Here is a 21,002-nt window from a genome sequence, read left to right on the forward strand (position 1 = left end):
TATAGCGCTTTGCGTTAGGGAATAATAGGGAATAGCCGTGGTAACGTGAAGATTCCAGCAAGGAACTGATGGTATGCCAACTCAACCAGCTATCTGGATGAAGAGGCTTTATCCTTGGCCGATTGCCAACCTAAGCTAGACTAGCTGTCACTATGACCCAAACTTGGAATAGCGAACTTTACGAGAGCAAACATTACTATGTTTCTCAACTGGCAACAGACTTAGTTACCCAACTTGCCCCCAAACCTGGAGAACTTATCCTCGACCTCGGTTGTGGAACGGGTCATTTAACCGCTAAAATTGCCGAGTCTGGAGCCACGGTTATCGGCTGCGATAATTCTGGGTCTATGATTGCCCAAGCTCAGGCGAATTATCCCCAAATTGAGTTTAAGTTAGAGAATGGGGAACAGTTATCCGAAACTCACGTTTTTGATGCTATTTTTTCCAATGCCGCACTCCATTGGATGACGAATGCACAAGCCGTAGTTCAAGGCATCCAAAATGCCCTGAAACCGGGTGGACGGTTTGTGGCAGAATTTGGCGGGAAAGGGAATGTGCAAGCGATTGTTACTGCTGTTGAAGAAACCTTAGCTGCTCAAGGTTATTCTGCACCCCAAAAAAATTGGTATTTTCCTACTATTTCTGAATATGCATCCCTGCTCGAAAATAATGGTTTAGAAGTGAGATTTGCCCAACTGTTCAATCGCCCAACAGTATTAGAGGGCGAGGACGGTTTACGGAATTGGATCGCAATGTTTGCCTCTCACTTACTCTCCCCCGTTCCCCTCAATGAGCGAGAAGAACTCTTAAACAGCATTGAAACCACTTTGCAAACCCATCTGTATCAACAGAACAGTTGGTTTGCCGATTATCGCCGCCTACGAATCGAAGCAATTAAAAATTAAAAATGATTTTAAAACTCCCCATCTCCACATCCCCATTCCCCCATCCCCCTATCCCCTCATCCCCCTATCTTGGTAGGATTGAAGACACTAAATCGGAAACACAGAAGGTAGAAGCATGGCATCCATCCGCGAGTTGCACCAACAGCTTGTGACGAAAGAGCGATCGGCAGTAGAATTGGCCCAAGAGGCACTCGATCGCATTGAAACCCTAGAACCGAAGCTTCATAGTTTTTTGGCGGTGATGGGAGAACAAGCTCTAACCCAAGCCAAGGCTGTTGATGAGAAAATAGCAGCCGGAGACGAGATCGGGCCGTTGACGGGTATTCCGATCGCTGTTAAAGATAATATGTGTACCCCTGGAGTGCCCACGACTTGTGCCTCCAAGATTCTCCAGAACTTTGTCCCCCCCTACGAATCTACGGTGACTCAAAAGCTCAAAGACGCAGGAGCGGTTATCGTCGGTAAAACTAATCTGGATGAGTTTGCCATGGGTAGCTCCACGGAAAACTCCGCCTATCAACTCACCGCTAACCCCTGGGATATAACCCGCGTTCCGGGAGGATCATCCGGAGGTTCTGCGGCGGCTGTCGCTGGCTCAGAATGCCCTGTATCCCTCGGCTCGGACACTGGGGGGTCGATTCGGCTTCCAGCTTCGTTTTGCGGCATTGTCGGCTTAAAACCGACGTATGGGTTAGTGTCCCGATATGGTTTGGTTGCTTATGCCTCATCGTTGGATCAAATTGGGCCCTTTGGACGTACAGTTGAAGATGCGGCTATTGTCTTAGAGGCGATCGCCGGTTACGATCCCAAAGACTCCACCAGCCTCAATGTCAAAATTCCCTCCTACAGCCATTTACTCAGACCCAATCTCAGATCGAAAGGGCGGCTCAGAATTGGGATTATCACCGAAACCTTTGGCACAGGATTAGATCCAGAAGTCGATGAAGCGGTGAAAAAAGCCATTAGTCATCTACAAGATTTAGGGGCAGAAATTCAAACCATTTCTTGTCCTAACTTCCGCTATGGTTTACCAGCCTATTATATTATCGCCCCCTCTGAAGCATCGGCGAACCTAGCCCGCTATGATGGAGTAAAATACGGATTTCGTGCCGAAGAGGGGGATAACCTACTCTCCATGTATGAAAAAACCCGCGCCCAAGGATTCGGTCAAGAAGTGAAACGGCGGATTATGATTGGAACCTATGCCCTATCTGCGGGATATTATGATGCCTACTATCTCAAAGCCCAGAAGGTACGCACGTTGATTAAAAAAGACTTTCAAAAAGCGTTTGCGGCTGTTGATTTATTGGTTTCTCCCACTGCTCCGACTACCGCATTTAAGGCGGGTGAAAAAACGAAAGATCCCATTAGCATGTATCTCTCAGATTTAATGACCATTCCCGTTAATTTAGCTGGTTTGCCTGGGTTGAGCATTCCCTGCGGATTCGATCGACAAGGACTACCGATTGGACTACAATTAATCTCTGATGTATTGCGCGAAGATTTATTATTGCAAGTTGCCCACACCTACGAACAAACCACAAGCTGGCACTTAAAGCAACCCTCTCTGTAATCAAGACAACTCCGGGGTTGGGTTCTTTTTCTTTAGAATTAAGAGAACGGATAGCCACGGGGTTGCTCTTCGTTTGTTGTTATTCCCCCTAGAAATTATGTTGAGGGTTTTATTTCATCAAGAATTATGGATTTTTTTGGCCGGTTTGGCGATCGCCTATGGAGGGCTGTGTTGGTATTTTTGGGCGACCCAAACTCGGTTAATTTTTTTTCCCGTGGAAGAAATTACTCGCACCCCAGCCGATATCGGTTTAGACTATGAAGAGGTTTGGGTGGAGTCCGTAGAACCAGGAGTTAAGTTACATGGATGGTGGATTCCCAATGAAAGAAGCGATCGCCTGCTGCTCTATCTCCACGGTAACTCTGATAACATCGGTACAAACGTCTATCACTCTGGCCGATTTTACCATCTCGGCTTTTCCGTATTCCTCTTTGATTATCGCGGATATGGTCAATCCAAGGGCGAATTTCCCACGGAGAAACAGGTTTATGAAGATACGGATACCATCTGGAAATACTTGGTGAACGAGCGGGGGATAGCACCAGAACAGATTGTAGTGTATGGTCATTCTCTAGGAGGCGCGATCGCGATCGAATTAGCTACCAAACACCCGGAAATTTCCCATCTGATCATTGAAGGATCGTTTACTTCCCTGCGACGAATGGGGGATTATCGCTATCCTTTACTAAACATCTTACCCATCGATCTTTTATTGCAAAATCAATTTAATTCCCGGGCAAAAGTTCCTCAATTAAAAATGCCCACCCTCTTCATTCATGGACAACAAGATAGCGCTGTTCCTTTCTTTATGAGCGAAGAACTTTTTGCTGCGGCTCCTGAACCCAAAGAACTCTGGCTTTTTCCCCCTGGCGATCATACCACCGTTGCCCCTTTAGCTGGAGAAGAATACTTCAAAACCGTCCGTGAATTTGTAAACCTGCCCGTTTTTCCCATTCCCAGCCATTATCTCAATCCGCCAAAATAATACAACGCAAAGCCCTCTCTAGGCTATGGACTTTTCCTAGATTGGATAGAACGAGCTGCTTTAGTACTATCCCATTCTAATAAATGGGTGCGATCGAGTTGAATCGTTTTGCGCGGACGAACGGGAGAATAGCCTAAAACTTTGCAAATTTCTGCTGCGACTGCTTTAGCTAAAAAAGGGGGGACTGAATTCCCCACTTGTCGAAATCCGTGCCATTTGGTGCGATGAAATCGAAACCAGTCAGGGTAAGAATGGAGTCTGGCAGCTTCGCGAACCGTAATACATCGAGGCTCAAAGGGATGGATGGGGCGGGGAGACGTATAGCCGCCGCGATCGCTAGGTGTACCGGCTCTTAATGTATTACAAAGTCCCTTGGGATCTAATCTCAAAAAACGACTAATCGGTTCAATTTTTCCCGGTTTTGTTGCCTTAAATCGCTGGATGGATTTGGGAGTATGATGAGTTTTTAAGCTAGAGGTTAGCAGGGTTTTATCGTACTTTCGCGTATAAGAATAATCATCGACTAACCTTAACATCCCATGTAAGAGTTTACCATACTGACTATAGTTTCTAAAAGCAGCTTTCACCCAATCCCTGGTTTCTAACTCCGGATATCGGTAGAGTTTAGGCAGTCCTCCAATGGCATCTTTAACGGTCGGATGAGAATCAAAATAAGGAGCGTTATTGCTCGTCTGAGTTAAGGTGAATTGGGTTAAGGGTAGGGGAAACTGGGGAGGGGATAAATCTTGACGACATCCGAGTAAAAAGAGTCGTTCTCGGTTTTGAGGCACGCCATAATCACGAGCATTTAAGACTCTATTCTGGACTTGATAATCATGGTAGGCAAACTTTTCGATAATTTCTTCAATAAATAAACGATGGGGTCCGATCGCCATGCCTTTAACATTTTCCATGACAAAAAATTTAGGTTGCAGATCGGCAACTAGACGGATAAAATGGTAAACCAATCCGTTGCGAGGATCGTCTAGAGCACGTTTGCCAATCACGGAAAATCCTTGACAAGGAGGCCCGCCAAAAACAACATCAATGGGTTTCTTGCCAATAGCTGATTGTTCCCGAATTTCTGCTGCTGTAATCTGGGAGATGTTAGCACAAAGAATTGTCCAATGGGGAAAATTATATTCATGAACTCCGCAGTGAATGGGGTCTATTTCTACGGATGCCAAAATATCAAACCCCGCTTGCTCAAAACCTAGGGTCATTCCTCCTGCACCGGCAAATAAATCTACAGCGATCGGTCTAGACACCGTTTTGAAATACTGATGAGATAACGCTATAGTATAGCATAATTGGATGCAGTCGAAAGAGGTAAAATAATGCAGCGATCGCTCCCACGAATAGTAATTTTCAGTCTGAGTCTTTTTCTGGCTATCATTTTAGCAGCCATGCCAGGAAGAACCGATGATGGAATTCATCCCGACAATTGTAGTTTTAAGGGTATCCAGCTTTATGGAAAGGTGAAAGTGGTGGAACATTTCCCAGATATTCAGGTGCAAGTGGTTGAGTCATTCCCAGATTTAAAGGTCAAGTGGGTCGAGCATTTTCCTGATGCCTGTGGAAAATGGGAGCCAGTTGAGCATTTTCCAGATTTCAAAATTCAATATGTCAACAGCTTTCCGGATATCAAAATCAAGCTTGTCGATTCTTTTCCAGGGATGGATTCTTGATTATTTGGATTTTCGAGTGATTTTGAGCATTTGATTACCGCCACGCTGTAATTGGTATTCAACGGTCTGAATTTGACAATTATAGCCTTGATAGTCTAAGGTGTCTAGAACAAGTGGAAGATAGGGCGATCGCTCTAAATTCAACGTAAGTAACGGGAAAATTCGGACTTCTGTGCAAACTCTTAAGAGTTCCTGGATAGATTGGAGATGAAGCTCTTGATTAAAGTGGTCAGAATACAAAAATAAGAAGTGGGAACATAAACCCAACTCATATTCGAGATCGGCATACCTTAAGTGTGGCAGTTCGCCGATTTCATAGCGACCTTCGGCTTTTCCCTGTTCATAATCTTGACTAAATAATTGCAAGGCTCTTTCTCGATTTTGCCTTAAGTCTTGGGGCGATTGATGATAACTCCAAATCCAATCCTTGGCACTGCGCTTAACTTGGTCAATAACATCATCAACGACTGCATAAAATTGATCTTGAATCTCTTTGGCGCTAAAGCAATAGAGGGGATCGATAGATTGGATCTGATATCCTTTAGCAGTCCCTTCTGCATTGAAACTAGCTGGCCCATCTGCAACGCTGAGTATCTTTTTTTGTAAGTCAGATTCTGTTAAGTTGAAAAGTTTCGTATATTCATCAAGTGACCGCCCAAAGGGAACGACTCGATCTAATTGCATGGCCATAGATATCTCCTCTATGTTATGTTTTTACTACAAAAAGTTAATCGGCTATGGAGAAGCCGCGACGGGTTGATTTGTGCGGTGCTTCTTGGACTTGAAAAATAATGCGATCGCGCTCTTCTCCTCCTACTGTTTTAACTTCGAGTTCCCAACTGCCCAGTTTCATATTCCAAAATAAGGAATTCAATTGGCTTGTGGCTATTCTTTCACCATTTAACCACCATTCTACCGGTTCTTCTAGTTTACCCGCTAATTTAAATTCTAGTCGATTGTCTTGCTTGGCTTGGGGCGCAAGCAAGAAATAATCATCATTTTCTGGAAAGACAATTCTGAGTTGTCCTTGCCATTGATTTTGGGGCTGTTGGGAGAGCCATTCATTATATTCTGGAGGCAGTTCTGCGGGCTGGTTTTGAGAATTGGATATTTCGATATCTTGCGGATACAGGTATTCTAAAACAATTGCAGAAGGACAATTAAAATTAGAGTCAGATGTTGTAGACAAAGATTCCGTAGGGGCGGGTTCACCAGCCATTGGGTTGATAGACGACGATGTAAATAAACCCGCCCCTACATCCGGTTCCAATTGAGATAAATTCTCCTGAACAATTTGTCCGGTAACTGCACAAATGGGGTGCTGAATTAAACTCGATGGAGGTGAAAAATATGCCGGTTCTCTAGTTTCGTGTAACTGTTGCATAATCCGATGCCAGAGGGGAGCTGCCCCCATGACTCCAGAGACTTGCTGCATAGCAGTTCCATCGAAGTTTCCTACCCAGGTGGCGACGGTATAATCTGTGCTAAAGCCGACGGTCCAGGTATCGCGATAATCGGAAGATGTTCCGGTTTTGACGGCCGCAGGAAAGGGCAAGTTTAATACAGAGTCTACCCCAAAAGCCGTGGCACGGGCATGGCGATCGCCCAACATATCCCTCACCAGTTCCCAAGAGGTCGGTTCTGGCGTGCCCTCTAGCTGTTCTGTTTCTTCGCCAAAATAGGTAACTAAAGGCACGGCTTTACCTTGATGCGCCACTCTCAGATAGGCGGCTGCCAACTCCCATAAACTCACCTCTCCACTGCCCAAGGTTAACCCTAATCCATAGTATTCTGGATCTTGGCTCAGATGGGTAAATCCCAGTTTCTGTAAATGTTTGAGGAACACTGGAACCCCCACTTGTTCCAATACGCGCACGGCAGGCACATTCAGGGAGTTAGCCAGGGCTAAACGCACTCGCACCGGCCCTAAAAAGGTTTCGCTATAATCCACAGGTTTGTATAGTTTAGCGCCAGGAATGGCATAAGTGGTGGGCACGTCAGCAAGGATGGTTTGGGGGCGGATAACCTGTTGCTCTAGAGCCAATTGGTAGAGGAATGGTTTCAGGGTTGAACCCGGTTGGCGCAAGGCTTGCACGCCATCATTTTGCCCTTGCAGACTATCGTTAAAGTAGTTGGGGGACCCCACATAGGCAAGGACTTCTCCAGTATGATTATCGATGACGAGGGCGGCTGCATGGTGGACTTGTTTGGGGGCGAGAGCGGCAACCACTTGCTGCACTTGGGTGGCGACGAATTGCTGTAGGGCGCTATCTAGGGTGGTGCGGATGGTTCCCCCGTCAGTGGTGGGGAGCTGCTGGGAAACCCAGAAGAGGAAATGGGGGGCGGCGAGAATTCCCTGTTGTCGCGATCGCAGATAAACTTGTTCAGTATACGCCCGTTCTGCCTCTATAGCCGTAACCATCTTATCCGCCACCATCCGCTCTAAAACATAGCGCTGCCGAGTTTTCAACGCTTGCCAATGGTAGTAGGGGTCGAGGTCGATAGGGTCATTCGGTAGAGATGCAAGCAGAGTCGCTTGAGCCAAATTCAACTCCGCAGCCGGAAGACCAAAATAAGTACGAGCCGCAGTTTCCACCCCATACAAGTTACTCCCCATGGGCAGTCGGTTAATATACGCAGCCAGCAGAGTATCCTTATCCATACCCGCACTTAAGCGCCAGGATGTCCAAATTTCACCCACTTTATTGGGGAGAGTACGGGGAGTCGGATGGAGCATCCGCGCCAGTTGCATCGTAATAGTCGAGGCTCCGCTCACTATTTCTCTAGCTTGAAGTGTTTCTAAAATAGCACGAGAAACCGCAATAACATCCACCGAACCATGCTGATAATAGCGCTTATCTTCCGCCGCAATAATCGCTTGAATAAAATACGGGGACATCTCATCCAGAGAAACCACCATCGTATGGTCTTGGTCGCGGGTAAGCAGGGTTCCCAAAGGCAGTCCATAGCGGTCTTCAAACGTTATTGCACCATCGGTTTGAGCAATATCTTGGGCACGAATAGGGATGAGATAAGGCACAGAACGGAGGGTTAAGGCAAGTAAAATTACACCTAGAATCAGGCGGAAGGGAAATTTATATTTTCCATGCCATAATTTACGCCAGTGTTGCATAATTGACTCATAAACAGTTGAATTTCAGAGGAAGCGCATCATCATGATTAATTATAGACCGGCAGAGCTAACTGATTTAGAGATCATTTTACAACTGGTTCAAGAATTTCATCACAGTGAGAAACTGGATTTTGATGAAAAACTAGATGCTCAAGCTTTAGAACAGTTAATCAGCGATTCATCTTTAGGAGAACTTTTCCTGATTCAACAAGATGATGAAATCATTGGCTATGTTATTGTAGCTTGGGGTTATAGTTTGGAATTCAGAGGAAGAGATGCGTTTATCGATGAATTTTATCTCAGATCCCAGTACCGTCAACAGGGGATTGGGACTCAAACTCTATCATTTGTAGAAAAGACCTGTCAAGAGTTAGGAATACAAGCCGTTCATCTAGAAGTTGATTTTGAAAATCCTGATGCACAACGTCTTTATCACCGAGTTGGATATCAACGTCATCACCGTTTTTTGATGACGAAAATACTCTAGCATAATCTTGAAAGCAATTTACAGGTTAATCATTTATGGTACTACAGGTTGAACAAGCAGTAAGTCAAGCGCGACTTTACTTTGAAAAACTCTTACCTCAGTTAGGGGAAGGGATTGAAGACTTGCAACTCGAAGAAGTCGAGTTTTCTGAAGATAAATGGCTGATTACTTTGGGATATACCCGCCCAACTAAGATAAAGCAGAATCCCCTATTGCCCGTTGCCGATAACTGGCAATATGAACGAGTCTATAAGATATTTACAATCAACTCAAAAACGAATGAAGTTGAATCAATGAAAATTCGAGAATTATCGACCTAATCCTGTAGATACACTGTCTTAAGTTACCTTTTCTCGCTGAAAGGTTAACTTCATTTCGGGTAAGTCCGAGGCTTGCAAACGACGCTTAATTTCTTCTTTGGCTGCTTCAAAGGTGGGAAATTCATCACTGGGGCCAAAGGGGATACCAAAACCAGAACCGACTTCTAGGATTTTGATATTCACTTTCGCAGGCACTAACCATTTACGGGGAGAGATATGAAATTTAGTGATATACCCGACTCCATTATCCAAGCGATTGACAGAGGCAAAATCCTGTAGATATTCTTCGACTAATAGCCATGATTGACGGTCAACGCTGGCTAGAAGATACAGCGTTTCAAACTTGCATGAATTAGCCTCTATTTTTTGATAATCGATATATCCAGATGCACTATTGTAGAGGTCACGTTCATGCCATACATCTTCGGGGTCGTTATACCATTGATATTTCTCATGCTTGTAAGGTCTTTTTAAATCAGTGGAAAAGCTTTTGACAAACAAGCCAATTTTATCAGTGCCACGAAGAAAGCGAAATGCACCCTCGTTACTATATTTTTGTGGGTCGATATGTCGTTTGTGCAACAGATCTTTTACCGTTGTAGTACCTGACTTTTTGGAGCGGCTGCCATAGCCTCGCTTACCTGTTTTATAATCTTCACGTATGGTGGTTATTTTGTTTTTGATTTTATCTTCATCAATGGGGTCATTAAACAAAATTCCGATCAAATCCGCATCATAAGGTCTCATTCTCTGAAATAAGCGACTATGAAAGTATTGTCTATCAGTTTCTGACTGCATTTGACTTAAGGATTCAGGGGTTACCGCTTTTATGGATATTCCCGCTAACTTAGCATCATGATATTTGCGAATTTCTTGTGTTTTTTCTTGATAGTAGAAATAATCATACACATGCAGTTCTATTGCGTAGCCATTGACATATAAACGATAGACATCGATATAACGGACTGATTCCCAATTGGAACTATAGGTTTTACGAGAATTCAATGATGCCTTGATCAAGGGGTTTTCTTTTCCATCCCCAAGACTGAAATTATATTTTTCTTTGAAGGCAGTTATATCTATAGAAATGTGAATGATATCCAGGGATAATAACTTCTTGTGAAACCACCAATAATCATAATCTGAATCGACAATATCTTTGCGGGGAGGTTCAATACCAAGGATGAAGGCAAAATCGGAAATAGCGACTAGGGTTTCTCGTAAGAGGGTTTCGGTGGGTAATACTTTTTTGGATTTGACTGGACTCTCGTTTAAGTGAGGATGATATTTTGCAATGCGCTGCTTTTCTACTTCATCAAGTTTATCTTTACTCACCAACTCATAGTAAATGGTAAATTGTGTTTTCTTCTGCGCTTCAAGTTGATCGATGCGATGATGGGTTTTACCTTTCCAGCGTTTACAGATGTTTTTGGCTTGGCCAATGTACCATACCTTCTGGGTTTCATCCAAAACGTAATAGATCCCGGAGGACTCTGGAAGTAACTCTTTGGTTTGTAGGGGGATGTGGGGGAGTTGGAGAAGATTGCGATCGCCTTTCATACCCTTAAGTACAACTAAGTTTATACCTTATTATACCTAAATCTGCGGAACGGTAGAAATGGGCGATCGCCCCCTACAAACAAGTCAAACTCCTGATTAATTCTACTCAATCAATTTTGGGCGATTCTAACCCTGTGAAGAGTTCCGCAAGAAACGGGTGGCGATCACAGTTAACCCTCGGTAGAGTAACAGATAGGCATTCAAAAGAGTCAGTCTCTATGCAGAATGAAGATTATACTCGTATTGCTGAGGCGATCGCCTTTATGCGTCAACATCACTTAAATCAACCCGATTTAGCCCGTGTCGCTCAACATATTGGACTCAGTAAATATCACTTTCAACGACTATTTACTCAATGGGCAGGCATTAGCCCAAAACGGTTTTTGCAGTATCTAACCGTTGAATATGCAAAATCACAAATTCAGCAGTCTAAAAACTTACTCGATTTAACCTCAGATATCGGTTTATCCAGCCCCGGACGATTGCACGACTTATTTGTAACCTTAGAAGCTATGTCTCCTGGAGAATTCAAAGCCGGTGGAGCCGGTTTGCACATTGCATACGATTTTTATCCCACTCAGTTTAGTTTATCTCTAATTGCCACCACTCCTCGTGGCGTTTGTAATCTATATTTTTTAGCGGAAACCGAACGAAAACAAGCAGAACAGATATTACGAAAATCTTGGCCAAATTCTGAAATTATCCGAGATAAAGATGCGACTGAACCCCTATTTCAACAAATTTTTCACTCAGAACCTTTGAACCATGCCCAACAACCCTTAGCTCTCTTAGTTAAAGGCACTAACTTTCAAATTCAAGTGTGGCGAGCGCTATTGAATATTCCCTTTGCCCAGATAACCAGTTATCAAACCATTGCCAATACAATCGGTCGTCCAACAGCAGTTAGAGCGGTAGCCAATGCGATCGGTAAAAATCCCATTTCTTATTTAATTCCCTGTCATCGCGTCATTCGACAATCAGGAGAATTGGGGGGTTATCGCTGGGGATTAGAGCGCAAGAGCGCCATGATGGGTTGGGAAGCCAGCTATAGCGCTTCGCGCGGTAATAGGTAATAGGTAATAGGAAAACAGTTTTTCAGGCTATAGTGCCCATTTTTAAGCCTTTTCAGGGGAATGCACTTTAGCATGAAAAGTTCGATTGTACCTAATAACATCGAAAAGCACTGTAAATCAAGAACTTCCAGAACAGATCAGGAGAGTACAATGAGAGTTTTAGATGTAATTCAATTGTTCCTTTTAGCTGCATTATGGGGAGGATCTTTTCTGTTTATGCGAATCGGAGCGCCTGTTTTTGGCCCCGTTTGGTTAATTGAATTGCGTGTTTTATTAGCCGGTTTAGCCTTACTACCCCTGTTAATTCGCCTTAATCTTTGGTCTGAGGTGCGCCGTAAAATCATTCCTTTATCAGTCGTCGGTTGTCTGAATTCCGCTTTGCCTTATTTATGTCTGGCTTTTGCCTCTGTCTTTCTGCCTGCCGGATTTACATCAATCTTGAATGCAACTTCGCCATTATTTGGCATCTTTATTGCTGTTGTCTGGTTTCAGGAAAAACTCAGTCTAAATCGCATCATAGGGTTCTTTTTTGGATGGATTGGAGTCAGTATTTTGGTCGGATGGAAAGCCTTTGATGCTACGCCTTCGTTTGTTTTAGCTGTAGGTATCGGTTTGTTAGCTCCGGTGATGTATGCGATCGCAGCTCCTTATACGAAACAACAATTATCTGATGTTCCTCCCTTAGTCATTGCCATCATGAGCCAACTGAGCGCCGCTCTGTTCCTGCTACCCGCCTTACCTTTTACTGTCCCCAAACAGGTTCCAGCATTGGAGATTTGGCTCTCTGTACTGGCATTAGCCCTCTTTTCAACCGCGATCGCTTCTATTCTCTATTTTCGACTGATTCAGAATGTCGGGGCAACCAAGGCTTTGACGGTAACCTATTTAATTCCAGTGTTTGCCATGATTTGGGGGACTCTAATCCTCAAAGAAGCTATTACGCCATCCATGGTGTTAGGTTGTGCATTAATCCTCATCGGAACAGCGATCGCCAACGAACTCTTCAATCCTTTACCCGGAAAAAAATCGTAAAAATATCATTATCGCGGAGCGAAACGGAGTTTTATCGCATGATCCTTACTGCCTTACTGACCTGATCCATTGCTTTGTTTCACTAATATCCCTGTTAGAGTAAATAACTGTTATCTACTTATAGTCCAGTGAAATTCAACTTATCTTCATGACCTTCCATGATTTTTTGTAAGATTTCACATAATTCCTTGAATTTGTAATCATTACATTCAAAATTAATTTTAATTGCCTTGTAATTTATATCAATATTAGGCTCTTCTCTTGATTGATCGAGATAAATTGTGAATTGATTTCGATTCAAATTAATTGACTTAAATCCTCCATATTCTGCCCAAGATTGATCGTCCAACTCAATATAGACATGCTTCAAGTCTGGAAAGATTTCCTCTGTCATTTCAAGACATCTTTCTATTGAAAAATAGTGGCTTTCTTCAGGATTAATAATTCTCTCATCGACAAATAGAGCATATGGAACATTTAGATTAAAATCACAAACACTAGCATCAAATTTAAATAACATTGATTTTCTCTTATCTTTTACAAATTGATTGCTTGCCTCACTAAATATAGACTAAAACTATTTAAATTTGGAGGATTCTGATCCTCAAATAAACCATTACGCCATCCATACTGTTAAGTTGTGCATTGATCCTAATCGGAACAGCGATCGCTAACGAACTCTTCAATCCTTTACCCGGAAAAAATTTGTAACAATATCCTTATCGCCAATAATTTCTCCACATCTTAGCTGCGGCTAAAGGCTGGGGATTATTCACACATTCTGCTAAAAAGATGAGATTAATGTCTGGTAGTAACTCACTATTTTCAATTCGCTCATAACCATAATTATATTCCAATTCTTCCGGGAGATTGGAGCGCAAACGATAGACTGAAAAATTGCTATTTTGCCAAAACCAGACTTCAGGTACTTGCAACCGTCGATAGATTTCTAATTTAGGAATTCCACCACTGGTAACCACCACTTCAATGGCTAAATCGGGAACATCCTTATCTGTGCCAAAACAGTACCCTTCATCTGCTTCTAATCCCGCTCGTTGCTCCTCTTGTTTCAGGGTGGTGGAGCCAAAGGGAAAATATTCGATATCGGCTTCTAGAAAGTAGAGCAATAGTAGATCGCCAATACGAGTTTTGTCTGTTTCATGGCGGCGAGAAGTCGACATAATTTCTAAAACTCCATCTAAATACGTGACGCGATAACCGCCATTATCTCCAATGATATTGAGTAAGGTTTCATAGTATTCCCAAGTAGCGCGATTGGTCAAATAGCGGTCTTCTGAATCCGGGTGAGATAAGGGAGGTTGAGGAAATAGGGTATTAAATTTCAATGCCAGCATAATTTAATAGTTTGCTTTATAATTTATGGTCAGAATTTCATCGAGTAAAAAGCTAATTAAGTCACCCATCATCGGGATGGTTCATCAGGTTCATTAATCTACTCAAGATTGGATTATACATTTTATAGAGTTCTTGTCCTTGTTCTACATTCAGATATTGACATTGAACCGAAAACTTTAACCAGACTTGAATTTCAGCCGCTTCTGCTTCACAGTCATTGAGTTGAGCGACAAAAGCGGCTTGATATCTTCTTTTTCTCCAAGCTTCTACCAAGTTAGCACAGACTGAACGAGAAGAGGGACGAATTGGGTCAGTTAATGAATATCATTCTTCAACAGGAAATGTTTTAGAATAGACAAAAATTTGCATTGCTGCATCAAATTCTAACTGATAAACCCCTAAATCTTCATGAGTCTTAATCAATGTTTTCTCTCGTTCCATAACTCCCCATCAACTCTCTCTATTCTATCTTCCCCATCCTCCCCCTCTTCCCTCCCTTCCCAACCCACTCTACAATCTAAGATATTGGGAGATGGAGAAACCAGGATATGATGCAAGAAGCTGCCAAGACCCGGATTGAAACCGATAGTATGGGGGAAATTGAGGTACAGAACGATCGCTACTGGGGAGCGCAGACTCAGCGATCGCTCAAATATTTCTCGATTGGTCATAATTTTATCCCTCAAGAGGTGATTGTGGCATTTGCCATCTTGAAAAAAGCCGCCGCCATCACCAATCAGGAACTCAATAAACTCCCGGAAGAGAAAGCAAAATTAATTACCCAAGCAGCCGATGAAATTATTGTCGGTAAGCTTAACGATCATTTTCCCCTGCGCGTGTGGATGACCGGAAGTGGCACGCAGTGCAACATGAACGTCAATGAGGTGATTGCTAATCGGGCGATCGCCTTTGCAGGCGGAAAATTGGGCAGCAAAACCCCTATCCATCCCAACGATCATGTCAATATGTCCCAGTCCTCTAATGATACTTTTCCCACTGCCATGCATATTGCCGCAGTTTTGGCGCTCCATCAGCATCTGATTCCCAAAGTGACCAAAATGCGGGATGCTCTGCAACAGAAATCAGAAGCGTTTGCCGATATTGTCAAAATTGGCCGCACCCATCTCCAAGATGCCGTTCCCCTCACCCTCGGTCAAGAGTTCTCGGGTTATGGTGTCCAATTGACCGCAGACTTGAAGCGCATCGAACAAACCCTACCAGATTTGTATGAATTAGCACTGGGAGGAACCGCCGTCGGCACGGGGTTAAACGCACCGAAAGGCTTTGCTCAAATGGTGGCACGAAAAATTCACCATTTAACCGGATATCCCTTCATTTCTGCACCGAATAAATTCGCCGCAATTGCGGCTCACGATGCCATTGTTATGACCAGTGGGGCGTTAAAAACCTTAGCTTGTTCATTGATGAAAATTGCCAATGATATTCGCTTTTTAGGCAGCGGTCCGCGCTGTGGTTTAGGAGAGTTAATTCTACCCGAAAATGAGCCGGGATCTTCGATTATGCCAGGAAAGGTAAATCCCACGCAGTGCGAGGCGATGACCATGGTCGCAGCTCAGGTCATTGGTTATGATACCGCTATTAGTATTGCTGGCTCCCAAGGACATTTTGAACTAAATGTTTTCAAGCCGATGATGATCTTTAATCTATTGGAATCGATGACCTTATTGGGTGATACCTGCAATAATTTTACCGATTTCCTATTGGATGGACTGCAAGCGAACCAGAAACAAATCAATACGTATTTGAACGAGTCTTTAATGTTGGTAACCGCACTGAGTCCGGCGATCGGTTATGATAAGGCAGCTAAGGTTGCCCATTATGCCCTAGAAAAAGACTTAACCTTAAAGCAAGCCTGTTTAGAATTAGGCTATATTTCTGCTGAAGAATTCGATCGCATTGTCGTTGCCGAAAAAATGGTTTATCCCCAGTAGGTTCTAAGTTATGCCCACTCTAGAAATGGCGATCGCTGTATTTAGCTATTCCTTCTGTAGCTCATGAGTCATTTTTCTGGCGAGATTTACCCAAATTAGTGGTTCAAAGGTATGAGTTAAAGTTAATTGTCTGATTCACTTAGAAATTCGCTCTGGAACAATCTGGATTCAGCGCAATCAAACGGACTGTTCTTTAACCGATGGATTATGAGGCATAGTAGAAATCGACCAAGCAGAGAGAGATCGCAACTTAGAGCATCAAATCCAAACGTTTGGTAGCGAGATCGCCCCAACGGCGATCTCGCCGCAAAGACCGTTAATATATCATTGCTAGAGGTGAAAAAGGGTAATGGGGAGACAGGGAGAAACAGAGAGTAGCCATTACTCCTTAATCCTCACTCATTCCTTACCCCTGAGACTCAACCAAAGATATTTTCCGAACGATAATCAGCTTCCGGTTCCGCGGAAAAGGGAGCATCAGTTTTCCCCTTGGCTCTGGCTTTTGCCTTCGATGCACTGCGCTTCAGAGCTTGCAAACGGGCTTCATAGCGGCTGCGTTGGCGTTTTTTCGGGTTTTGTTCAATTAAGATCTTCAAGGCACTGCCCAGACTCTTGTAGGCATTGGGTAGCGTATAGCCAAAGCGAGTTGCCAAGGCGATCGCCTTTTCATCCGCTTGAATCGATTCCTGTAGGGTCTTCTCTGGGTTATTTTTCTGATAGAGACGATAACCGGAAACGCCACATAACGCCAGTGCCAAGAGGAGCAACAAGCCATCTTGTACCCAAAGCTCTCCCACAGCTCCCCCTAAACCAATGGCTAGAGCGGCCATTTCCCAACCATCTTTAGGAATCGTATCATTCTGAATCCGCCCCACTTCATGCCAAAAGAGCAAATTTCGTTGGTCGATCGCCAGTTGATCCCATTTAGCTAAATCAATTTGAATTTCAACTTCATCATTGCCAATTTCTTCGGATCGCACTAGGGGAGGGTTCATTTCTGTTGCCACCTCTACGATCACCCAACTTTGCAGTTCTGGCGGTAATAAGCCTTTTAAGCGGCGCAGTTCATTCATTTCTGCTCTCGCAGAGGAGGTTGCATAGGATTTCATATCGCTTGCCCTAGAATCTGACAAAACAAGTAGATCGTCTTATGTTGAGTATATCTTGGACGATGACTGAATGGGGAATGGGGAACGGGGAATGGGGAACAGGAAATAGGCAATAGGCAATAGGGAGCAAGCTATTTCCGTGTCTCCCCATCTTCCCCATCTTCCTACTCCCCGTAGGATTCTGTGGTAATTTTCCCTCGAAAGACCACGTAGTTATAAAGCGTGTAGGCTAAGAGAATTGGAATCAGGAAGCCCACAAAGATGATCATAAACACCAATGAGCTAGTGTCCGAGGCAGCTTGGTAAATGGTAATGCTCGGAGGAATAATGTAAGGGAAAATCAAGAATCCTAAGCCCAGAAAAGAGGAAAAGAATAGCAAGACTGTCCATAACAATGGAGTGAACTCCCTTTCTTGTTGGAGACTACGGTAAAGCAAGAAGACCAACAAAATACAAGCTACCGGGATGAGGGAAAAGAGGTAAACTTGAGGCGGTTCAAAGAGCCGAGAGCGTACAGAATCATAGAAGATAGGGGTGCTAATCGTAATGAACACCGCACCTAAGAATGTGGTCAACGTGGCAATTTTAGCGGTTTTGAAATGGGTTTGTTGTAGCTCTCCTGTGGTTTTCATGATCAGATAGGTGGAGCCAATCAAAACATAGCCTTGAATTAGGGTTAAGGCAACTAAGACCGATCGCCAAGTTAACCAGTCAAAAGGGCCGCCAATAAAATGTCCGGCTGCATCCACGTTAATGCCTTCAAACACCGTTCCTAGGGCAAATCCTTGGCCGAGGGCAGCCAGGAAACTACCGATACCAAAGGCATAATTCCAGAAAAACTTGCGTTCTGAATTTTCCCGAAATTCAAAGGAAACGGCCCGGAATAGCAAGCCAACCACCATGATCACAGCCGGGAGATAGAGGGCATTTAAGACCGTTCCATAGGCGAGGGGAAAGGCTCCAAATAGGGAACCTCCCATGAGAACTAACCAGGTTTCGTTCGCATCCCACACATTACCTAAACTGGTCATCAGGAGCGATCGCCTTTCTTCAGAAGATGAGGTAATCGAAAGAATCCCGACCCCCAGATCGAAGCCATCTAACAGAACATAGAGGAACAGAAAAAGTCCCAGAATGAAAAACCACAGTTGAGGAAGAAAATATTCTAGAGATTCCATAATCAATAGGGAATGGGGAATAGGAAAAAGAGTGCTAACTGGTGACCGTTAACTGGTCGTCCTTAATTGAAGTATTGCTGGGTAAAGGAATCTCTAAATTGGGGCCTTTGCGAATAATACGAGAGCCAAAATACAGAGCAGATCCCAGGAAAAAGATGTAAATACTGGTAATTCCCACCAGAGAGGTGAGGATTTCTCCGGGAGGCAGATGAGAAGCCGCATCTACCGTACGAATTTCGCCGTAAACGGTCCAGGGTTGTCGTCCTACACAGCGCACGATCCAGCCCGTTTCTACAGCAAGATAGCCCAAGGGAGCAGCAAAAATCCAGCCTCGCAACAGCCATTTTTGGGCGGTAATTTTCGCTTCTGCAAGTTGACCTCTAAGCCATTGCAGGACAGTTATTGCGGCTAAAGCGGCTAAGAATAACCCGATCGCAATCATAATGCGGAAAGAATAATACACTAATCCCACCATATGGGGACGGTCTTCATCGGGCCATTCTTTGAGTCCGTAAACTGGTTCTGTGAGTTGGGGTTTTAGCTCCAATAGATAGCTCAGAGCATAGGGAAACTTAACTTCCCAATCATTCGCTTGTGTTTCTGCATTAGGAAGCGCTACCATACTCCATCCGGCAGTTTCTCCTGCGGGAATGGTTTCCCATTGAGCTTCCATGGCAGCGAGTTTGGTGGGCTGATGGTGATAGACTTGTTCGGCACTCAGGTGACCGATAAAGATTTGTAAGGGAGCAACGGCGATCACCACTGCTAAAATGATTTTCAGGGATTTGCTAAAAAAGGCAACATTGCGACCATTAATCAAATACCACGCACTAATGCCACCAATCACAAATAGCGACGTTTCCAACGTAGCGAAAAACATATGTAGGAAACTGTTAACCATAAACGGGTTAGCAATAGCGGCAAAAAAGTCGTGAACCACAAACTTGCCATCGATAAATTCCCCACCTGCGGGAGTTTGTAACCAAGAATTAGCCGATAAAATCCAGAACGTAGATAAGTTGGCTCCAAAGGCTACTAAAATCGTAGAGATATAGTGAATAACCGAGGGAACTCTGTTCCAACCAAACAGCATGATACCGAGGAAACTGGCTTCGAGCATAAAGGCCATCGTTCCTTCAAAACCGAGTACTGTGCCAAAAAAGTCGCCCACCGCTTCGGAAAACGGGGCCCAGTTCATGCCAAACTGAAAGGCCATGGGCAGTCCAGAAGCAACTCCAATCCCAAAGTTGAGGACGTAAATCTTAGCCCAAAATCGGCAATGACGATAATAGTCTGGATTGCCAGTTTTCAGCCATAGACCTTCCAGGATAACCAGGAAAATACCCATGCCTGTCGTCAGAACGGGCCAGAGCATATGAAAAATTGCAGTTAAGGCAAATTGAATGCGTGAAAGCGTTACCGTATCTGAGAGCCAATCCATGAACTACCTGCATGTTCAGTAAATTTTGTCTCTTTTGGTATAACGGATAGTTCGGAATTTGGGCAAGGGATTAGAGTAACACTTTAATAAAATTTACAGAATCTCCTATAGCAGAGAAAGAGTTGGTTAGGACAGTTAGATTATGGTTTTAGGCAATAGGCAATAGGCACAAATCGCAATAGAAAGTGTCCTTGCTTACGACCTAGGGGCATGGGGCGATCGCCTGAACCCAAGATCCAAGAGATCCGATTTATCCTTGAGATCCGCGCATTTTCAGGGTTTCAACTTGATGTTTTAAGGCAGATGGATCGTTGGAGTTAATAGAAATGGCTCGATCAAAGGATTCGATCGCTTCTTCAATTTGACCCAGTTCCCGTAAGGCCAATCCACGATTATCCCAGGCTTCATGATAATCGGATTTGAGCTTCAGGGCTTCATCAAAAGCCGCGATCGCTTCTCCATATTTGCCTAAGTTCAGCAGTGCAACCCCCTTATTCCCCCAGGCTTCATACAGTCCCGGTTGTAGCTCTAAGGCTTTTTCATAGGATTCTATCGCAGCTTGGGGTTGCCGTAACATCACTAAAGCGTTACCCCGATTTAACCAGGCTTTGTAAAGTCCGGGTTCCTGACTTAGAGCGCGATCCCAAGTGGCGATCGCATTGGCATATTGTCCCCCTTTTGCTTGTTGCATCCCTTGGTTAAACAAAATAGTCGCTTCATCAACTGTGCCATTGGCTTGATGTTGTTGATAAATTTGATAAAGTTGCTGATAAATCGCTTCTACAATTTCTTCAGGATTTTGACTATTGATACCCACTTGCTGGGAAAATTGCCCCATCAAATTGGGCATTTCAGTTAGTTTTTCCAGCAATTCATTCAGGCTCACGGTTTCTGTCCATTGTTTTCCATGGGCAGTGTAGGCGAGGTTAATCACCGGTTGTTGTCGAATATAGTCTTCTATGGAAGTAGCTACTTCTGATGGAGTTTCACTCACCGGTTCTGGTACAGGCGTTTCTGGTGGAGTTTCACTTACTGATTCTGGTACAGGCGTTTCTGGTGGAGTTTCACTTACTGATTCTGGTACAGGGGCTTCTGGTGGAGCTTCACTTACTGATTCTGGTACAGGGGCTTCTGGTGGAGCTTCACTCACCGGTTCTGGTACAGGCGTTTCTGGTGGAGTTTCACTTACTGGTTCTGGTACAGGCGTTTC

At 44.0% G+C, this 21,002-nt stretch carries 20 protein-coding genes and 1 pseudogene; 10 read left to right on the forward strand and 11 right to left on the reverse strand.

What is annotated here, in order from left to right; translation table 11 throughout:
• The first annotated feature begins 152 nt into the window (after window positions 1-152).
• The 3 genes from PN466_RS09560 (at window position 153) to PN466_RS09570 (ending at window position 3,463) form a co-directional block, all read left to right on the forward strand.
• Window positions 153-905: a class I SAM-dependent methyltransferase gene (locus tag PN466_RS09560; RefSeq protein ID WP_271939069.1), complete on the forward strand. Its 753-nt coding sequence runs from the start codon at window positions 153-155 to the stop codon at window positions 903-905.
• 115 nt (window positions 906-1,020) lie between these two features.
• Window positions 1,021-2,478, forward strand: coding sequence for an Asp-tRNA(Asn)/Glu-tRNA(Gln) amidotransferase subunit GatA (gene gatA / locus PN466_RS09565; protein ID WP_271939070.1), 1,458 nt, complete (start codon window positions 1,021-1,023; stop codon window positions 2,476-2,478).
• A 97-nt stretch (window positions 2,479-2,575) separates the two neighbouring features.
• Window positions 2,576-3,463 carry an alpha/beta hydrolase gene (locus PN466_RS09570; protein WP_271939071.1) on the forward strand — a complete coding sequence of 296 codons (888 nt, stop codon included), beginning with the start codon at window positions 2,576-2,578 and terminating at the stop codon, window positions 3,461-3,463.
• Window positions 3,464-3,486: 23 nt separating this feature from the next.
• Here PN466_RS09570 and PN466_RS09575 read toward each other — a convergent pair whose 3' ends face one another.
• On the reverse strand, window positions 3,487-4,731 hold the full coding sequence (locus PN466_RS09575; protein WP_271939074.1) for a DNA cytosine methyltransferase: 1,245 nt from the start codon (window positions 4,729-4,731) through the stop codon (window positions 3,487-3,489).
• A 138-nt stretch (window positions 4,732-4,869) separates the two neighbouring features.
• Between PN466_RS09575 and PN466_RS09580 the strand changes: the two genes are divergently transcribed.
• Entirely contained in the window at window positions 4,870-5,151 is a 282-nt protein-coding gene (locus PN466_RS09580; protein ID WP_271939076.1) for a hypothetical protein, read from the forward strand.
• On the opposite strand, the gene PN466_RS09585 is transcribed toward PN466_RS09580, so the two are convergent.
• Both PN466_RS09585 and pbpC read right to left on the reverse strand, forming a co-directional pair.
• Complete coding sequence (locus tag PN466_RS09585; RefSeq protein ID WP_271939078.1) at window positions 5,152-5,841, reverse strand: SAM-dependent methyltransferase; 690 nt, start codon at window positions 5,839-5,841, stop codon at window positions 5,152-5,154.
• A 37-nt stretch (window positions 5,842-5,878) separates the two neighbouring features.
• On the reverse strand, window positions 5,879-8,284 hold the full coding sequence (pbpC, locus tag PN466_RS09590; protein WP_271939080.1) for a penicillin-binding protein 1C: 2,406 nt from the start codon (window positions 8,282-8,284) through the stop codon (window positions 5,879-5,881).
• 43 nt (window positions 8,285-8,327) lie between these two features.
• Here pbpC and PN466_RS09595 point away from each other — a divergent pair, with 43 nt between their 5' ends.
• Both PN466_RS09595 and PN466_RS09600 read left to right on the forward strand, forming a co-directional pair.
• A complete protein-coding gene (locus tag PN466_RS09595) occupies window positions 8,328-8,771 on the forward strand; it encodes a GNAT family N-acetyltransferase (protein WP_271939083.1) in 444 nt (147 codons plus the stop codon).
• Window positions 8,772-8,806: 35 nt separating this feature from the next.
• Window positions 8,807-9,091, forward strand: a complete 285-nt coding sequence (locus PN466_RS09600; RefSeq protein ID WP_271939084.1) for a hypothetical protein — start codon at window positions 8,807-8,809, stop codon at window positions 9,089-9,091.
• 18 nt (window positions 9,092-9,109) lie between these two features.
• Here the strand turns inward: PN466_RS09600 and PN466_RS09605 are convergent, their stop codons facing one another.
• A complete protein-coding gene (locus PN466_RS09605; protein WP_271939085.1) occupies window positions 9,110-10,651 on the reverse strand; it encodes a GIY-YIG nuclease family protein in 1,542 nt (513 codons plus the stop codon).
• 218 nt (window positions 10,652-10,869) lie between these two features.
• On the opposite strand from PN466_RS09605, the gene PN466_RS09610 reads away from it, so the two are divergent.
• Both PN466_RS09610 and PN466_RS09615 read left to right on the forward strand, forming a co-directional pair.
• Window positions 10,870-11,724 (forward strand): methylated-DNA--[protein]-cysteine S-methyltransferase, encoded by an 855-nt coding sequence (locus PN466_RS09610; RefSeq protein WP_271939088.1) that lies wholly within the window; start codon window positions 10,870-10,872, stop codon window positions 11,722-11,724.
• Between the two features lie 150 nt (window positions 11,725-11,874).
• The gene (locus PN466_RS09615; RefSeq protein ID WP_271939090.1) at window positions 11,875-12,756 is read left to right on the forward strand and encodes a DMT family transporter; all 882 of its coding nucleotides are present in this window, start codon (window positions 11,875-11,877) and stop codon (window positions 12,754-12,756) included.
• 118 nt (window positions 12,757-12,874) lie between these two features.
• Here PN466_RS09615 and PN466_RS09620 read toward each other — a convergent pair whose 3' ends face one another.
• The 3 genes and pseudogenes from PN466_RS09620 to PN466_RS25630 form a co-directional block, all read right to left on the reverse strand.
• The gene (locus PN466_RS09620) at window positions 12,875-13,276 is read right to left on the reverse strand and encodes a hypothetical protein (protein ID WP_271939092.1); all 402 of its coding nucleotides are present in this window, start codon (window positions 13,274-13,276) and stop codon (window positions 12,875-12,877) included.
• Window positions 13,277-13,475: 199 nt separating this feature from the next.
• Window positions 13,476-14,111: a Uma2 family endonuclease gene (locus PN466_RS09625; RefSeq protein WP_271939094.1), complete on the reverse strand. Its 636-nt coding sequence runs from the start codon at window positions 14,109-14,111 to the stop codon at window positions 13,476-13,478.
• Window positions 14,112-14,172: 61 nt separating this feature from the next.
• Window positions 14,173-14,553, reverse strand: a pseudogene (locus PN466_RS25630) (four helix bundle protein).
• A 107-nt stretch (window positions 14,554-14,660) separates the two neighbouring features.
• Here PN466_RS25630 and fumC point away from each other — a divergent pair.
• Together fumC and PN466_RS26285 are read left to right on the forward strand one after the other, a co-directional pair.
• Window positions 14,661-16,064, forward strand: coding sequence for a class II fumarate hydratase (gene fumC, locus PN466_RS09635; RefSeq protein WP_313898568.1), 1,404 nt, complete (start codon window positions 14,661-14,663; stop codon window positions 16,062-16,064).
• Between the two features lie 133 nt (window positions 16,065-16,197).
• Window positions 16,198-16,275 carry a hypothetical protein gene (locus PN466_RS26285; protein ID WP_390889986.1) on the forward strand — a complete coding sequence of 26 codons (78 nt, stop codon included), beginning with the start codon at window positions 16,198-16,200 and terminating at the stop codon, window positions 16,273-16,275.
• Window positions 16,276-16,483: 208 nt separating this feature from the next.
• Here PN466_RS26285 and PN466_RS09645 read toward each other — a convergent pair whose 3' ends face one another.
• The 4 genes from PN466_RS09645 to PN466_RS09660 all read right to left on the reverse strand — a co-directional run.
• A complete protein-coding gene (locus PN466_RS09645) occupies window positions 16,484-17,173 on the reverse strand; it encodes a DUF3318 domain-containing protein (RefSeq protein ID WP_271939097.1) in 690 nt (229 codons plus the stop codon).
• Window positions 17,174-17,337: 164 nt separating this feature from the next.
• Window positions 17,338-18,351 carry a cytochrome d ubiquinol oxidase subunit II gene (gene cydB, locus PN466_RS09650; protein WP_271939099.1) on the reverse strand — a complete coding sequence of 338 codons (1,014 nt, stop codon included), beginning with the start codon at window positions 18,349-18,351 and terminating at the stop codon, window positions 17,338-17,340.
• Window positions 18,352-18,385: 34 nt separating this feature from the next.
• Complete coding sequence (locus PN466_RS09655; protein WP_271939100.1) at window positions 18,386-19,792, reverse strand: cytochrome ubiquinol oxidase subunit I; 1,407 nt, start codon at window positions 19,790-19,792, stop codon at window positions 18,386-18,388.
• Window positions 19,793-20,042: 250 nt separating this feature from the next.
• Window positions 20,043-21,002, reverse strand: a 960-nt coding sequence (locus PN466_RS09660; protein ID WP_271939103.1) for a tetratricopeptide repeat protein, incomplete at its 5' end; no start/stop codon positions are given.

The sequence above is a fragment of the Roseofilum reptotaenium CS-1145 genome (assembly GCF_028330985.1).
GTDB classification, from domain to species: Bacteria; Cyanobacteriota; Cyanobacteriia; order Cyanobacteriales; family Desertifilaceae; genus Roseofilum; species Roseofilum reptotaenium.

Excerpts from the sequence above, each read along its gene's own strand:
- PN466_RS09560 (WP_271939069.1), top strand. The coding sequence starts at position 153 with ATGACCCAAACTTGGAATAGCGAACTTTACGAGAGCAAACATTACTAT.
- gatA (WP_271939070.1), top strand. The coding sequence starts at position 1,021 with ATGGCATCCATCCGCGAGTTGCACCAACAGCTTGTGACGAAAGAGCGA.
- PN466_RS09570 (WP_271939071.1), top strand. The coding sequence starts at position 2,576 with ATGTTGAGGGTTTTATTTCATCAAGAATTATGGATTTTTTTGGCCGGT.
- PN466_RS09580 (WP_271939076.1), top strand. The coding sequence starts at position 4,870 with ATGCCAGGAAGAACCGATGATGGAATTCATCCCGACAATTGTAGTTTT.
- PN466_RS09585 (WP_271939078.1), bottom strand. The coding sequence starts at position 5,841 with ATGGCCATGCAATTAGATCGAGTCGTTCCCTTTGGGCGGTCACTTGAT.
- pbpC (WP_271939080.1), bottom strand. The coding sequence starts at position 8,284 with ATGCAACACTGGCGTAAATTATGGCATGGAAAATATAAATTTCCCTTC.
- PN466_RS09595 (WP_271939083.1), top strand. The coding sequence starts at position 8,328 with ATGATTAATTATAGACCGGCAGAGCTAACTGATTTAGAGATCATTTTA.
- PN466_RS09600 (WP_271939084.1), top strand. The coding sequence starts at position 8,807 with ATGGTACTACAGGTTGAACAAGCAGTAAGTCAAGCGCGACTTTACTTT.
- PN466_RS09605 (WP_271939085.1), bottom strand. The coding sequence starts at position 10,651 with ATGAAAGGCGATCGCAATCTTCTCCAACTCCCCCACATCCCCCTACAA.
- PN466_RS09610 (WP_271939088.1), top strand. The coding sequence starts at position 10,870 with ATGCAGAATGAAGATTATACTCGTATTGCTGAGGCGATCGCCTTTATG.
- PN466_RS09615 (WP_271939090.1), top strand. The coding sequence starts at position 11,875 with ATGAGAGTTTTAGATGTAATTCAATTGTTCCTTTTAGCTGCATTATGG.
- PN466_RS09620 (WP_271939092.1), bottom strand. The coding sequence starts at position 13,276 with ATGTTATTTAAATTTGATGCTAGTGTTTGTGATTTTAATCTAAATGTT.
- PN466_RS09625 (WP_271939094.1), bottom strand. The coding sequence starts at position 14,111 with ATGCTGGCATTGAAATTTAATACCCTATTTCCTCAACCTCCCTTATCT.
- fumC (WP_313898568.1), top strand. The coding sequence starts at position 14,661 with ATGATGCAAGAAGCTGCCAAGACCCGGATTGAAACCGATAGTATGGGG.
- PN466_RS09645 (WP_271939097.1), bottom strand. The coding sequence starts at position 17,173 with ATGAAATCCTATGCAACCTCCTCTGCGAGAGCAGAAATGAATGAACTG.
- cydB (WP_271939099.1), bottom strand. The coding sequence starts at position 18,351 with ATGGAATCTCTAGAATATTTTCTTCCTCAACTGTGGTTTTTCATTCTG.
- PN466_RS09655 (WP_271939100.1), bottom strand. The coding sequence starts at position 19,792 with ATGGATTGGCTCTCAGATACGGTAACGCTTTCACGCATTCAATTTGCC.